The organism is Bacillus salipaludis (assembly GCF_004358205.1).
This window is the reverse complement of sequence record NZ_SMYO01000003.1, coordinates 245,130-258,569: the sequence shown is the minus strand read 5'-3', so window position 1 is coordinate 258,569 and position 13,440 is coordinate 245,130. Positions and strand designations below refer to the sequence as shown.

The following is a 13,440-nucleotide window of genomic DNA, read 5'->3' as shown; positions in this document are numbered from 1 at the left end:
TTGAAAAAATTTCTTCATAATATTTGTTTCATCAAAATATAGATTTAAATGCAGCAGGCTTGCTTAAATTCTTTGATTTAAAAATTATTTAAGAAGGGAGTGGGCCGGATTGGTTAGAATTGTCCCTCTTGAACTTAAAACCCTTTTTGCCGAGGGGACGGTTAACTCCTTTTTGGTTATTGGAAAGTCTGTCACCTTAGTTGATACGGGGGATCCCGGTGTTAATTCTTTTCAACGTTTGAAATCTTTAGTGGAGAACGAGGGCATTACTTTTAGCGATTTGGATCATATTGTTTTAACGCATATCCATACGGACCATGCCGGCGGGATTCCACTTATTTTGAAAGAAGCTGATATTCCTATTTATGTTCATGAAAATGCACGGGGCCCATTTAATATGGGAATCAAACAATTCCAAGAAAATGAGGGATTTTACCGTACATTCATGGAAGAATGCGGGGCAGACTCTAAAAAAAATATCATCCAGCGAAGCTATAAAGAGGAAAATTGGAGGAATGTTTCTTACCTTAGAGAAGGGGATATTGTTCCATTAGGCGGAGTGGATTTTGAAGTTATATTTGTTCCGGGGCACAGTCAGTGCGACATTTTGCTTTGGAATCATGATACAGGCGATACAATCATAGGAGACCATTTATTAAAGGCTTTTTCCGTTAATGCCTTTATCGAACCCCCCATTAACAGTGGGGATAAGCGCCCGAAACCGCTATTACAATATCGTAATTCATTAGAGAAAATCAGTAAATTACCAATAAAAATGATTTATCCCGGTCATGGAGAACCTTTTGAAGATCATCTTTCAAAAATTGAACTAAGGTTGCTAGAACAAGAGAATCGCTGCAGGCAGATTATTAACTATCTCCAAGACGGAGATAAAACCATTTTTGAGATCTGTTTAAAAATGTACCCGCAGCTGCAAGAAAGAACAGTATTTTTAGGGCTATCACAAATCCAAGGGCACCTGGATTTGCTAGAGGAAAGAAACCAAGTAGTCTGGGAAAAGCGTGGATCCGTAATATACTACCATTTAAATAATTACTGACACAGAAGTGTGCAAACTCCACTTCTGTGTTCAGTGTTGTTCTTTTCAACTTTTTTAAGAAAGGATGGATGTTGTGGAGCTTAGGGAGCTGCTCGAAACAAATATATCTCAGTTCGGGGAATATCCTTTTTTGTATTTTAATGAAAAGCAATACACCAATGTAGAAACAAAGAATTTTGCGGATAGCTTTGCCGCGGGATTATTGAAAAAAGGCATCGCAAAAGGGGACCGGGTGATTGTCGTTATGCCCAATTGCCCAGAAGTTGTTTTTGCCTACCAAGGAATCTCGCGTGCAGGAGCAATTATTGTTCCCATCATGTTTACCCTTCATTCAAAAGAAATTCAATATATTGCCCACAATTCCGGTGTCAAGGCTGTGATTACCTCATCATCTGTTTTAGAAAAAGTAGAAAAAGCACTTAAAGATCTTCCTGTAAAACCCATCATTATAGCAACAGACCTGCCTTCAAATACGAATCTAGTAAACTTCTACGATGTAATGGACAATCTCAATCAAGATCATTTCGGACAAAACTCAAATGAAGAAGATACAGCCGTCATCCTCTATACATCCGGAACAACAGGCAATCCAAAAGGCGTTTTGCTAACCCATAAAAACTTATACTCCAATGCCTTGAATTCAGCTACACACAGTGGTACTAAACGCGGGACAACACTAGGTGTACTTCCGCTTGCTCATGTGTATGGTCTGACCGTTTCCAATGTCTGTTTTTTAACAGGCAGTTCGGTTGCTGTCTTTTCTCAATTCGATGTAAAAAAGGTCTTTAAAGCGATTGAACAATATAAAGTAAAAACCTTTTCAGCCGTTCCGGCTATGATTCATGCCATGGTGTCCTTTCCCGAAGCAAGAAGCTACGATACATCTAGTCTTGAATCGGTTGGCTCGGGTTCTGCTCCACTACCTGTCGCATTGCTAAATGCCTTTGCTGAAAAATTCTCTGCACCTGTTTATGAAGGTTACGGGTTATCGGAAGCTGCACCTGTGGTAACGGCTCATCGAAAGGGCGTTCCCATTAAACCAGGTTCGGTCGGGGTACCGATTCCAGGAGTGGAAGTTAAAATTGTCGATGACCTTGGAGTAGAGCTCCCAATTGGTGAGGTAGGCGAATTGATTGTCTGCGGCGATAATGTTACCCCAGGTTATTTTCAGAATCCCGAGGAAACGATGCAGGTATTAAAAGATAAATGGTTTTATACCGGTGATATGGCCCGGGTCGATGATGAAGGATACGTATATATAGTGGACCGAAAAAAGGATTTAATTATCCGTGGTGGCTTTAATATCTATCCGAGAGATGTGGAAGAAATTCTTAATGCTCATGTTGAGGTTTATGAAGCCGCAGTTGTAGGTGTGCCGGACGAGCGGATGGGGGAGGAAATGGTCGCCTGTGTAGTAAAAAAGCAGGGTTCAAGAGTATCTGAATATGAATTAATCCGCCATTGCCAACTACACTTAGCGAAAAATAAAACTCCTCGAAAAATTATCTTTCTTAAGTCATTGCCGCGTAATGGTGTTGGTAAAATTCTTAAAACACAACTACGAAAAGAAGCGATAGAAAATTTTATTCCTTAAATCTTCTAAACGAAGGGAGTTTGTTTGATGGAGAGTAGAAAAATGTTAACGACGAGCAGCAGGGGATTACTAGAGGATTCATTTCCTTTTCGCTTATACCAAAAGGCAAAAAGGCTCGGGACCTGGAATCCGGCAGATATAGATTTCACTCAGGACCAAAAAGACTGGAAAAACATGAATAGTGAGCAAAAAGAGGATATTTTACGTCTCATCTCCCAGTTTCAGGCAGGAGAGGAAGCGGTAACGCTTGACCTTTTACCGCTCATCATGGCGATTGCAAAAGAAGGCCGCCTTGAGGAAGAAATGTTTTTAACCACCTTTTTATATGAGGAAGCAAAGCATACAGAATTTTTCCGGCTGGTGTTGAATGCAATCGGTGAGAAAGGGGATCTTTCGCATTTTCACACGGAAACCTATAAAACTATTTTTTATGAAATCCTACCTACCACCATGGAACGCTTGGTCGATGACCAATCTCCGGAGTCAATTGCTGAAGCTTCTGTTGTCTACAATATGTTTGTTGAAGGAGTTCTGGCGGAAACTGGATATTTTTCCTTTTATAATGCACTTGAAACGGCAGGAATTATGCCCGGTCTTTTGGAAGGAGTAGGAAACTTAAAAAAGGATGAGTCGAGACATATAGGCTACGGTACCTTCCTTTTGCAGCGGTTAATTTGTGAACATCCACATCTCTTTCAATTTGTTGCTCATAAAATGGCTGAGTTAACTCCACTCGCAATTCGGTTAAATCAAGAAGGGATAGGAGGAAGGAAGGTTAGTTCTTTTGGTGGAGATCCCGAAGACATCATGAATTTTACAATGAAACAACTGTCGGTCCGGATGGAAATCCTTGCTAGAGCAAAAGGCAAGAAAATAGAAGAGATTTATAGATTTACGGAGAGTGAGCTTGGAGTTTTATAGATTTTAAAAAATATAATAAATAGGGGGCTTTTTGAAATGAAAACGACTTTATCACAGTTTATGCTCCGGACACGGATTTACAGCGGGTCCAATTCCCGGGCTCTTGTACCAGGCTTGTTGAACGGACTAGGTGCGAAAAGGGTTGTACTTTTTAGCGATAGAGGATTAGAAAAAGCGGGCGTGGTTGAAAAAGTTGCTGATATTTTTAAATTAACCGGACATGGAAGCGGTCCGGAGCTTGTTGGCACCTTCCTTGATATTGCTCAAGACGCAGAAAGTCACTGTATCAATAAAGCTGTGCAGTATACAAGAGAGGTTGGCGCAGATGCGTTATTAGCTGTCGGCGGTGGAAGCGTAATGGATACGGTAAAAGGGGTAAAATATGCGATGCATAAAGGGTTAGCGGATATTAAGGAAGCGATTCCCGGAGGGCTTTTGTATGAATCGTTTCCGAAGGCCGGCTTCATTCCCATTCCACATATTGCAATACCGACGACGGCAGGTACAGGTTCCGAGGTTTCACCGATTGCGGTTATTTTTAATGAAGACATTCAAATGAAGACCAATATTATCCATCCATTTATTAATGCAGACATGGCAATTTTGGATCCCGATTTAACGGTCGGGCTGCCAGCAGCTATTACTGCCTTTACCGGGTTTGATGCATTAACACATGCCATTGAGGCGCTTGTCTCACCAACTGCAACGGCCTTAACGGATGCACAGGCACTTCATGCGATTCGCTTAATTGAAAAAAATCTTCCTGTTGCTGTTGCAGATGGCGGGAATATTGAGGCAAGAATGAATTTACTTCATGCAAGCTTAATGGGAATTACCGCATTTAGTTTCGCTTTGAATGCAATTCCGGTCCATAATTTGGCACATGCTTACGGGGCACTGTTCAGAATTCCACATGGATTGGCCAACGCAGTGTTTTTACCGGTGGTGATGGAGTATATTCCACAGTTGTATTTACCAAAAGTGGCTGAGCTCGCAGAGGCATTACGAGTGGATGTGAAGGGGGATTCTGCAGAAGCGTCCTTGGCTAAGGTTGTCGAGAAAATTAGGGTGATGCAGCATAAGGTTGGTCTTCCGGCTGATTTTAAAGATTACCAGATTTCTGAAGAGGCTCTAAAGCAAACCATTCCCGCGGTGATGAAGGATCCAGCCGCTGCGAGCTTCCCAATGTCGAAAGAATTAATAGCCGCGATTGGACAGAAAGTGGTCCCGATAGGTGTGAAGTAGATTGATCTTGTGGAATGCACATGGCGTACTTTGATGCTGTGTGCATTTTTGTTATACAGCGATGAAGGCAAAAACTGGAGGAGTGAGCTATGGAAATGGTCTACATAAGGTCGATGAAGGCCAAAAGTGGAGGAGAGATCCATGGGAATGGTCTTAATAAGGTCGATGAAGGCCACAAGTGGAGGGGAGATCCATGGGAATGGTCTTAATAAGGTCGATGAAGGCCAAAAGCGGAGGAGAGAGTCATGGAAATGGTCTTCATAAGGTCGATGAAGGCCAAAAGCGGAGGAGAGAGTCATGGAAATGGTCTACATAAGGTCGATGAAGGCCAAAACTGGAGGGGAGATCCATGGGAATGGTCTTCATAAGGTCGATGAAGGCCAAAACTGGAGGAGAGAGCCATGGAAATGGTCTACATAAGGTCGATGAAGGCCAAAAGTGGAGGAGAGAGCCATGGAAATGGTCTACATAAGGTCGATGAAGGCCAAAACTGGAGGGGAGATCCATGGGAATGGTCTACATAAGGTCGATGAAGGCCAAAAGCGGAGGAGAGAGTCATGGAAATGGTCTACATAAGGTCGATGAAGACCAAAAGTGGAGGAGAGAGTCATGGAAATGGTCTACATAAGGTCGATGAAGGCCAAAAGTGGAGGTAGAGTCATGGAAATGGTCTACATAAGGTCGATGAAGGCCAAAAGTGGAGGAGAGAGCCATGGAAATGGTCTACATAAGGTCGATGAAGGCCACAAGTGGAGGTAGAGTCATGAAAATGGTCTACATAAGGTCGATGAAGCCCAAAACTGGAGGAGTGAACCATGAAAGAGGTCTACATAAGGTCGATGAAGACCGCCTAATGAAGAAACTCCATTAATCTTAGTAAAACAGTCAGATTTATTTTGTATCTTCCTTCAGAATATTATATAATTTTCGTTAGGGTCATCCCCCAAGGGGCTTGTCCGTATATTTTATTTAGTTAAGGAGTAATTCAGATGGAAAAAGTTTTGATTTTCGGGCACAAAAATCCCGACACAGACACAATTTGCTCAGCAATAGCATATGCAGACCTAAAGAAACAACTAGGACAGGATGTTGAACCAGTCCGCTTAGGTGAAATTAATGGCGAAACTCAATATGCTTTAAACTATTTCAACGCTGAAGCACCTCGCTTAGTAGAAACGGTTGCAAGTGAAGTAAATTCAGTCATCCTTGTTGACCACAACGAACGCCAGCAAAGTGCTAACGATATTACCGATGTTCGTGTACTAGAAGTAATTGACCATCACCGCATCGCTAACTTTGAAACAAGCGACCCATTATACTATCGCTGCGAACCAGTCGGATGTACCGCAACCATTTTAAACAAAATGTACAAAGAAAACGGCAAACAAATCAGCAAAGAAGTTGCAGGTCTTATGCTTTCTGCTATCATTTCTGACTCTCTATTATTCAAATCACCAACCTGCACAGAACAAGACGTTGCTGCAGCACGTGAATTGGCTGAAATCGCTGGCGTAGATGCCGATACGTATGGTTTAGAAATGTTAAAAGCCGGTGCCGATTTAAGCGACAAAACCACTGAACAACTTATTTCACTTGACGCAAAAGAATTCGAAATGGGTTCTAGCAAAGTAGAAATTGCACAAGTCAATGCAGTTGATACAGACGAAGTCCTTTCACGTAAAGAGGAATTAGAAGCAGCGATTTCAAAAATTGTTGCTGAAAAGAACTTAGATCTGTTCTTGTTTGTTGTTACAGATATACTAACAAACGATTCAGTTGGACTAGCGATCGGAAGCAAAGCAAGTGCGGTTGAAAAAGCTTATAATGTAACGCTTTCTGATAATACAGCTGTATTAAAGGGCGTTGTTTCCCGTAAAAAGCAAATCGTCCCTGTTTTAACAGATATTTTTAACAAAGGCGAATTTTAAGAAGAAAACCCATCATGTGAACATGATGGGTTTTTTATTGAATCTTCATTTACTCTCTTCCTTTTTATCATTTCTTAATAAGAATGTAAGCGGCTGTTCAGAGCCAGTCATTAATTTGTACACATAAGTTGAGGTGACCTTATAACCATCCTCAATTTTTGTCGCCAAGTAATTGGTTCTTTCAAACAGTATTGAACGAATATGGTTTATTTGGCGCAGTATTTTCTCTGTTAATGCTTCCTGGCGATCAAGTCGAGTCAATACTTGATTAAGCATATCCATCATCATCTGCTCATCATGTTCAATATCAGTACGTAAATTGACATTTTTTTCATCCATTGTTTTCATTACATGGTTGAACATTCTTTCCAATTCTTTTTTCTGTTCTTCTAAAAGATCAGCTAATGCATCATTTCGGGAAAATTGTTGATTGGGTTCCTGGATGGACTCAGTGTTTTTATAAAGCTCAGGGAACTTGTTATGATCAAAATATAAACCCATGATTATACCTCCTCCCCTCCAGTATTTTTTGTGTTATTCTATGCATTAAATTACAGAGTGGGACGATGGTTTTTCCATTCTTGCCGAAGGAGAAAGGAAACAGATAGCGAATTTATTAGAAATTGACAATAAATATAAAGTCAATTCACGAAGGAGGGTAATGATGGAAATCAGACAATTAAATTCTATGGATGCAGGGCAATATCAGAATCTGCGCTTAGAAGCGTTACAAAAAGATCCTGAAGCCTTTGCTTCAAGCTATGAGGAAGAAAAGGAATACTCCCTTGAAACCTATGCAGATCGATTGAAATCCGAAAATGTTTTTACTTATGGAGCATTTGATAATGACAAGCTGTGTGGGGTTGTAACACTCGTAAGGGAAACTAAGCGAAAAACAAGGCATAAAGCCACTATTTTTGCCATGTACGTTTCCCCTAAAATACGGAAAATGGGAGTAGGGAAACGATTAATGAAGGCAGCCATTGAAAAAGCAAAACAAATGGGCGGTGTTGAGCAAATTACTCTAACTGTTGTATCCACCAATGAATCTGCAAAAAAGCTTTATCATTTATACGGGTTTGAGACTTTTGGCCTTGAGAAACGATCGGAAAAAATTGATCAAACGTATTATGATGAGGAATATATGGTGTTGTTTTTATAATAGAAAAAGCCAGGATCAATCAAAATCCTGGCATTTTTCAATCAACGATATGTCTTACTATATAAAGTAAAGCTATCGATTTTTTCCATACTTGGCTTATAGCCCATTCCAGGACCGTCCGGAACCGTGATGGTACCACTTTCGGCGATAACCTCTGGTTCAATAATATCTTCTGCCCAGTAAAGTGCAGAACCTGCTGTGTCTCCAGGCAGTGTAAAGTTTGGCAGGGAAGTCAAAGCGATATTATGAGCCCTGCCAATTCCTGACTCAAGCATCCCGCCACACCATACTGGTACATTATGTGCCATACAATAATCATGGATTTTCTTTGCTTCGGTCAATCCTCCAACCCGGCCCACTTTGATATTGATAATTTTACAGCTTCCAAGCTTTAATGCCTTTTGTGTATCTGCTAATGAATGGATGCTCTCGTCCAGGCAAATCGGTGTTTTTAATTTTGCTTGAAGCTCCGCATGATCAATAATATCATTATAGGCTAAGGGCTGTTCAATCATCATTAAGTTATAGTCATCCAGTGCGGTTAACAGGTCCATATCGTTTAAAGTGTAGGCCGAATTTGCATCCGCCATTAGCGGGATATCTGGATATACCTTGCGAACCTTGTCAATTAATTCAACGTCCCAGCCTGGCTTAATTTTTAATTTGAAGCGTTTATAGCCTTCCAAGCGGCGCTGATCAATCACCTTTAGAGTATCTTCAATGGAGTCTTTAATGCCAATACTGACACCGACATCAATAGTTTTCTTCGTTCCGCCAAGAGCACTTGCAAGAGAAATGTTTTGTTCCCTGGCATATAAATCCCATGCAGCCATTTCCAAACTAGCCTTTGCCATGTAATTTCCGCGAATATGAGCAAAGAGTTTTTCAGAGATCTCATTGGGATGACTGAACTCACGATTTAATAAAAGCGGCATTAAAAAATCCTCAAGCATATGCCAATTCGTTTTTACTGTTTCCTCATTATAGTAGGGGGTAGGCATGGCGACATTTTCGGCCCACCCGGTTAGACCATCCTCGTTTTTCACTTCGACAAGAATAAAATCCCGATCTTTTTCTTCTCCGAAGCTGGTGACAAAAGGATAAAGTAAATCCATTTTTAAATGCCTTAAAGTGATTTCTTTTATTTTCATAGCTTTTTCATTCTCCTTTCCTTCATTATGCTTAGTATGTAAAAAAGGCTAACGCCTTGCAATAACAAGGCGTTAGGGGAAAAAATTATTCTCTACTGAAATCTGCCTCTTTTAGTGGAACCATTTTCGTTCTTTTTACTAATTTATAGCCTAAATAGCCGGCAATAAATAATGGCAATCCAATATAGGAAACAAGTATACCATACCAGTCGATTTTATCACCAATAAACGCACCATAATTGGTCCCAAGTGTAGCAACTAAGCAAAGGATTGTTGCTAAAATTGGTCCTAATGGGAACCATTTTGCTACATATGGAAGATCCTTCATATCTTTTCCTTGTGCTTTATACGCTTTTCTGAAGCGCATGTGGGTAATTGAAATACCTAACCAAGACAGGTAACCGGCTAAACCTGCAGCATTTAATAGCCAATTATACACTGTACCATCTCCGAAAAGGGAGGTTAAGAAGCAAAGCATTCCTATAAGTGTAGTAGCGTAAAGGGCGTTAACTGGTACACCGCCCTTATTTACTTTTTTCAAGAATGCTGGCGCTTTACCTTCTTCAGCCAATGTCCAAAGGACACGGGAACCTACGTATAAGGATGAGTTACCTGCTGATAAAACGGATGTAAGGATGACAGCGTTCATTGCAGCAGCAGCAAACGCTAACCCCGCATGTTTAAATACAAGAGTAAAAGGACTGACAGCAATATTTTCTAAGTCGCCGCCTAATAAGTTTGGATCCTTATAGCTAATTAAACAGCCGATAACGAAAATTGCTAAAACGTAGAATAAAAGAATGCGCCAGAAAATTTGTTTAATAGCTCTTGGCATATCTTTCTCAGGGTTTTCACTTTCTCCGGCTGCAACCCCGACCATTTCTGTTCCTTGAAAGGCAAAACCTACGACCATAAATACACTGAAAATGGATAAGAGCCCGCCGTGGAATGGTGCATCACCTTTCGTAAGGTTTTCAAATCCACCGGTAGAACCTTTCATAATTCCAAAAATCATTAATAAACCAACAACAATGAAAAGAATAATCGTTACAACTTTGATAATAGAGAACCAGAATTCTGATTCACCGTAACCTTTAACTGATAAAACATTTAAGCCGAAAATGATAACTAGGAAGCTCGCACTCCAAACAATACCTGGTACATTAGGAAGCCAGTATTTCATAATTAAAGCGGATGCGGATAATTCCAGTGCAAGAATAATTGCGTTATTATACCAATAATTCCAACCAACCGCGAAACCTAAAGCTGGGTCAACAAATCTAGCAGTATACGTACTAAAAGAACCGGAAATAGGAATAAATGCAGCCATTTCGGCAAGGCTGGCCATAAGGAAATATACCATGATTCCTGCAATTAGATAGGCAGCAATTGCTCCCCCCGGGCCAGCATCATGAATGGTCGCGCCGCTTGCTAAAAACAAACCGGTCCCAATTGTTCCACCCATGGCAATCATCGTTAAATGTCTGGTTTTCAGTTTTCTTTCCAAATGTTCATGTTGAACAGCTTGTCCCATTTGTTCTGATGTCTGAAACTTCTTTGCAGTATTTGACATAAAACACCTCTTTTATTTTATTAAATTTTTATACCGGAAACGCAAGGATACGTCCTGGTTAAAATTTTTTTACGATTAATGAAAAGTTCACCTTTAGATGCTAATTGATTTATGTAGTTTATATTGAAAGACAATTTTTGGAATCGCTTTCAATTTTCAACCACTTTCTTTAAGATTTATTCTTTAAAAACATGAAAGCTTGAATAAAGCATTTCTAGTTTTTGCTGGTGGGAATGGATTCGTTTTTGATCTTTTTGCTGGATTCCTTCTATAATCAGGTCAAGTAAACTAATGACGGATGCAATCGAATTCACTCCAGTATCGGCATTCTCTTCTGTCGTAACGACTATATCTGAAATCCGCCCAATGGGTGAGAGGAGGCGGTCCGTAACCGCGATTATCTGAATACCGTGGTTTGCAGCACACTCCGCTATTTTAATCGTTTCATTTGAATAGCGCGGGAATGAAAAAACGACAACGGCCGAATTTTCTGTAAGATTACAAAATTGCTCGACAAAATTTCCATTAGGAGAACAAAGGTTGACGTTTTCCCTTAAGGTACTAAGCCTATAGGAAAACCAGTAGGCTGCAGCGTGGGAAAGACAATATCCTGCAATTAATACTTGATCTGCCTTGATAAGGGTATCTACTGCATTCCAAATCTCATTAATATTCGTTGGATTAAGCATATGTCTTAAAATATGGACTTCATTTTCAATTACCTTTCTAAAGGGATCATTGATTTCTTCTTGTTGATTGCTTTCCAAAGGCTCCACTTGATGTTGTTGAAGCAGTTGATTTTGTATCGTTGTCTGCATGTCACTAAATCCTTCAAAACCTAGTGCAAAAGAAAGTCTAATCACAGTGGTTTCGCTGACACCAGTTTTTTTTCCAATTTGATACGCTGTTTTGAAGGCAAACTCATCAAGATGTTCAATTAGATAATTGGCCACCTTTTTTTGGCCCGCTGATAAAAGGGAGAATTTCTCTTTGACCAAAAGTTTAATCGGAAGTTGTTTCATCTCATCCTCCTTCCTCACTTTAGCAGATTAGAGAATTAGTAAGGTAGTAATTCAGTGAATTAAATCCTTCATTTTTTTAATTCTGCTGCATGAAATCCTTTAATACTTAATAAACTATCATATCTTTGCTAAAAATAGAAGAATTATTTTTAGTTTTCGGACTTTTTTAATAAAAATCTAATTTATGGTATTTTAAAAAGAGGAGGTGGAAATAAATGAATCGATGCGGCTGGGTAAATCAGGATCCATTATATATCGATTATCATGACCACGAATGGGGCGTGCCGGTTTATGATGATCGCCAGCTATTTGAGTATTTGAATCTTGAAGGAGCACAGGCAGGGTTAAGCTGGTATACGATTTTAAAGAAACGAGCCAATTACCGGAAGGCATTCGACAACTTTGAGGCAGAAAAAATTGTTGACTATAATGATCGAAAAATTGATGAGCTGCTAAACAATGAAGGTATCGTCAGAAATAAATTAAAAATCCGCGCAGTTATAACGAATGCGAAAGCATTTTTAAATGTGGTGGAGGAATTTGGCTCGTTCAGTGCCTATATCTGGTCATTTGTCGATGGGAAGCCGATTCAAAATCACTTTAAGGACTTATCAGAAGTACCTGCCACTACCGAAATTAGTGATCGACTTAGTAAAGATTTAAAAAAGCGTGGCTTTAAATTTGTCGGCTCAACAATTTGTTATGCTTTTATGCAGGCTGTGGGAATGGTCAATGACCATGTAATGAAATGTGATTGTTATAAGAAGATTACGCATGAAACACAAAAGGGAACGGGTGAAATTTAACCGGTTCCCTTTTTCTATTTAGGTAGCGTAGGCATACAGTTTATTCGTGATTTCTGCAAGCAATCTCTTACTTTCTCGATAATTCTGTTCTCGTTGCTTTTCAACTCTAATTCTCACTGAATGCTTTTGACTATAGACTTGATAGCCAACTCCATGAGCCTTGTGCATGGCTTTTTCCATTTCACTCGTGTAATTCAATTCTAATGGATTGATAAAAATTCCCCTCCGTTAGGTTTTTTATTGAACAAATACATCTTACCATCAATGGATTTGTATTCACAAAGCGGATATACCAGTGTATGCCTCCATATCGAGCGCTTAGTAAGAGTGTCAGGAGGTCACCTCGTCAATCCATAAAATAATGGCAGTTTCCTTCCAATATGGGCATGTTTTAGCAATAAAATCATTAAAAGTTCCAAATAATAGGTGTTGCATAGCTGTTTATTAATAAATACAACAGAAAGTGGTGCTGCGTTATGAAAGTAAAGGACTTTATGATAACAAGTGTGATTGCCGCCAGTCCCGACGCCACAATTAAAGATGTAATGAAAATAATGGTTGAAAGAAAAATCGGCGGTGTGCCCATCATGGATAAGGAAGGGAAATTGCAGGGGATTGTTACGGATGGGGATATTTTGAGGGCGATTCAACCGGTTGACCGCCGAATTAATGACTATTTTTCTTTTATCAGTTATCATTGGGAACAGAATTTAGAGAGCAAGATTAAAGAGATGGCGAATCTGAAAATCATAAAAATCGCCAAAACCCATGGTTTGGTAACAGTTTCACCTGAGGATGATGTGAAACAGGTGGTACAACTTTTAGCGAAACACCATTTTAAAAAGCTGCCGGTGATTGATCAATACAGTCATGTGCTGGGTGTCATTAGCAGGGGGGATATGATTCGCTGCGTTCAAAACACGGTATTTGATAAGATGAGTTAAAAATAAGCCCATCACTTCAGTGGGAAGTGATGGG

Annotated in this window: 15 protein-coding genes; 11 read left to right on the top strand and 4 right to left on the bottom strand. The window is 39.9% G+C overall.

Translation table 11 applies throughout. The features are described 5' to 3' along the window. Positions 1–109: 109 nt before the first annotated feature. The 8 genes from E2K98_RS06650 to E2K98_RS06630 all read left to right on the top strand — a co-directional run bounded on the left by E2K98_RS06650 (position 110) and on the right by E2K98_RS06630 (position 6,748). Positions 110–1,060 (top strand): MBL fold metallo-hydrolase, encoded by a 951-nt coding sequence (locus E2K98_RS06650; protein WP_133333472.1) that lies wholly within the window; start codon positions 110–112, stop codon positions 1,058–1,060. A 73-nt stretch (positions 1,061–1,133) separates the two neighbouring features. Next, complete coding sequence (locus E2K98_RS06645; RefSeq protein WP_133333471.1) at positions 1,134–2,654, top strand: long-chain-fatty-acid--CoA ligase; 1,521 nt, start codon at positions 1,134–1,136, stop codon at positions 2,652–2,654. Between the two features lie 27 nt (positions 2,655–2,681). Next, on the top strand, positions 2,682–3,575 hold the full coding sequence (locus E2K98_RS06640; protein WP_133333470.1) for a R2-like ligand-binding oxidase: 894 nt from the start codon (positions 2,682–2,684) through the stop codon (positions 3,573–3,575). 36 nt (positions 3,576–3,611) lie between these two features. Next, on the top strand, positions 3,612–4,820 hold the full coding sequence (locus E2K98_RS06635) for an iron-containing alcohol dehydrogenase (RefSeq protein ID WP_133333469.1): 1,209 nt from the start codon (positions 3,612–3,614) through the stop codon (positions 4,818–4,820). Between the two features lie 245 nt (positions 4,821–5,065). Further along, a complete protein-coding gene (locus tag E2K98_RS31990) occupies positions 5,066–5,188 on the top strand; it encodes a hypothetical protein (RefSeq protein ID WP_268884037.1) in 123 nt (40 codons plus the stop codon). Between the two features lie 33 nt (positions 5,189–5,221). Then, the gene (locus tag E2K98_RS31985; RefSeq protein WP_268884036.1) at positions 5,222–5,344 is read left to right on the top strand and encodes a hypothetical protein; all 123 of its coding nucleotides are present in this window, start codon (positions 5,222–5,224) and stop codon (positions 5,342–5,344) included. Next, positions 5,326–5,448: a hypothetical protein gene (locus tag E2K98_RS31980; RefSeq protein ID WP_268884035.1), complete on the top strand. Its 123-nt coding sequence runs from the start codon at positions 5,326–5,328 to the stop codon at positions 5,446–5,448. The genes E2K98_RS31985 and E2K98_RS31980 overlap by 19 nt, the downstream gene beginning before the upstream one ends. Positions 5,449–5,809: 361 nt before the next feature. After that, positions 5,810–6,748, top strand: a complete 939-nt coding sequence (locus tag E2K98_RS06630) for a manganese-dependent inorganic pyrophosphatase (RefSeq protein ID WP_133333468.1) — start codon at positions 5,810–5,812, stop codon at positions 6,746–6,748. Positions 6,749–6,793: 45 nt separating this feature from the next. Here the strand turns inward: E2K98_RS06630 and E2K98_RS06625 are convergent, their stop codons facing one another. Beyond that, positions 6,794–7,249, bottom strand: coding sequence for a hypothetical protein (locus tag E2K98_RS06625; protein WP_133333467.1), 456 nt, complete (start codon positions 7,247–7,249; stop codon positions 6,794–6,796). Between the two features lie 163 nt (positions 7,250–7,412). Here E2K98_RS06625 and E2K98_RS06620 point away from each other — a divergent pair, with 163 nt between their 5' ends. After that, a complete protein-coding gene (locus tag E2K98_RS06620; protein WP_133333466.1) occupies positions 7,413–7,910 on the top strand; it encodes a GNAT family N-acetyltransferase in 498 nt (165 codons plus the stop codon). A gap of 41 nt (positions 7,911–7,951) precedes the next feature. On the opposite strand, the gene menC is transcribed toward E2K98_RS06620, so the two are convergent. The 3 genes from menC to E2K98_RS06605 form a co-directional block, all read right to left on the bottom strand. Then, positions 7,952–9,061 carry an o-succinylbenzoate synthase gene (gene menC, locus E2K98_RS06615; RefSeq protein ID WP_133333465.1) on the bottom strand — a complete coding sequence of 370 codons (1,110 nt, stop codon included), beginning with the start codon at positions 9,059–9,061 and terminating at the stop codon, positions 7,952–7,954. A gap of 85 nt (positions 9,062–9,146) precedes the next feature. Next, a complete protein-coding gene (locus tag E2K98_RS06610) occupies positions 9,147–10,634 on the bottom strand; it encodes an amino acid permease (RefSeq protein ID WP_372512654.1) in 1,488 nt (495 codons plus the stop codon). A gap of 176 nt (positions 10,635–10,810) precedes the next feature. Next, positions 10,811–11,656 (bottom strand): MurR/RpiR family transcriptional regulator, encoded by an 846-nt coding sequence (locus tag E2K98_RS06605; protein ID WP_133333464.1) that lies wholly within the window; start codon positions 11,654–11,656, stop codon positions 10,811–10,813. Positions 11,657–11,871: 215 nt separating this feature from the next. On the opposite strand from E2K98_RS06605, the gene E2K98_RS06600 reads away from it, so the two are divergent. Both E2K98_RS06600 and E2K98_RS06590 read left to right on the top strand, forming a co-directional pair. Beyond that, positions 11,872–12,462 (top strand): DNA-3-methyladenine glycosylase I, encoded by a 591-nt coding sequence (locus E2K98_RS06600; RefSeq protein ID WP_133333463.1) that lies wholly within the window; start codon positions 11,872–11,874, stop codon positions 12,460–12,462. A gap of 476 nt (positions 12,463–12,938) precedes the next feature. Beyond that, positions 12,939–13,406, top strand: a complete 468-nt coding sequence (locus E2K98_RS06590) for a CBS domain-containing protein (protein WP_133333461.1) — start codon at positions 12,939–12,941, stop codon at positions 13,404–13,406. The last annotated feature ends 34 nt before the right edge of the window (positions 13,407–13,440 follow it).

Bases quoted from the DNA above. Each gene is read 5' to 3' on its own strand.
- E2K98_RS06630 (WP_133333468.1), top strand. From the start codon at position 5,810: ATGGAAAAAGTTTTGATTTTCGGGCACAAAAATCCCGACACAGACACA.
- E2K98_RS06610 (WP_372512654.1), bottom strand. From the start codon at position 10,634: ATGTCAAATACTGCAAAGAAGTTTCAGACATCAGAACAAATGGGACAA.
- E2K98_RS06600 (WP_133333463.1), top strand. From the start codon at position 11,872: ATGAATCGATGCGGCTGGGTAAATCAGGATCCATTATATATCGATTAT.
- E2K98_RS06605 (WP_133333464.1), bottom strand. From the start codon at position 11,656: ATGAAACAACTTCCGATTAAACTTTTGGTCAAAGAGAAATTCTCCCTT.
- E2K98_RS31990 (WP_268884037.1), top strand. From the start codon at position 5,066: ATGGAAATGGTCTTCATAAGGTCGATGAAGGCCAAAAGCGGAGGAGAG.
- E2K98_RS06640 (WP_133333470.1), top strand. From the start codon at position 2,682: ATGGAGAGTAGAAAAATGTTAACGACGAGCAGCAGGGGATTACTAGAG.
- E2K98_RS06590 (WP_133333461.1), top strand. From the start codon at position 12,939: ATGAAAGTAAAGGACTTTATGATAACAAGTGTGATTGCCGCCAGTCCC.
- menC (WP_133333465.1), bottom strand. From the start codon at position 9,061: ATGAAAATAAAAGAAATCACTTTAAGGCATTTAAAAATGGATTTACTT.
- E2K98_RS31980 (WP_268884035.1), top strand. From the start codon at position 5,326: ATGGGAATGGTCTACATAAGGTCGATGAAGGCCAAAAGCGGAGGAGAG.
- E2K98_RS06620 (WP_133333466.1), top strand. From the start codon at position 7,413: ATGGAAATCAGACAATTAAATTCTATGGATGCAGGGCAATATCAGAAT.
- E2K98_RS06625 (WP_133333467.1), bottom strand. From the start codon at position 7,249: ATGGGTTTATATTTTGATCATAACAAGTTCCCTGAGCTTTATAAAAAC.
- E2K98_RS31985 (WP_268884036.1), top strand. From the start codon at position 5,222: ATGGAAATGGTCTACATAAGGTCGATGAAGGCCAAAAGTGGAGGAGAG.
- E2K98_RS06635 (WP_133333469.1), top strand. From the start codon at position 3,612: ATGAAAACGACTTTATCACAGTTTATGCTCCGGACACGGATTTACAGC.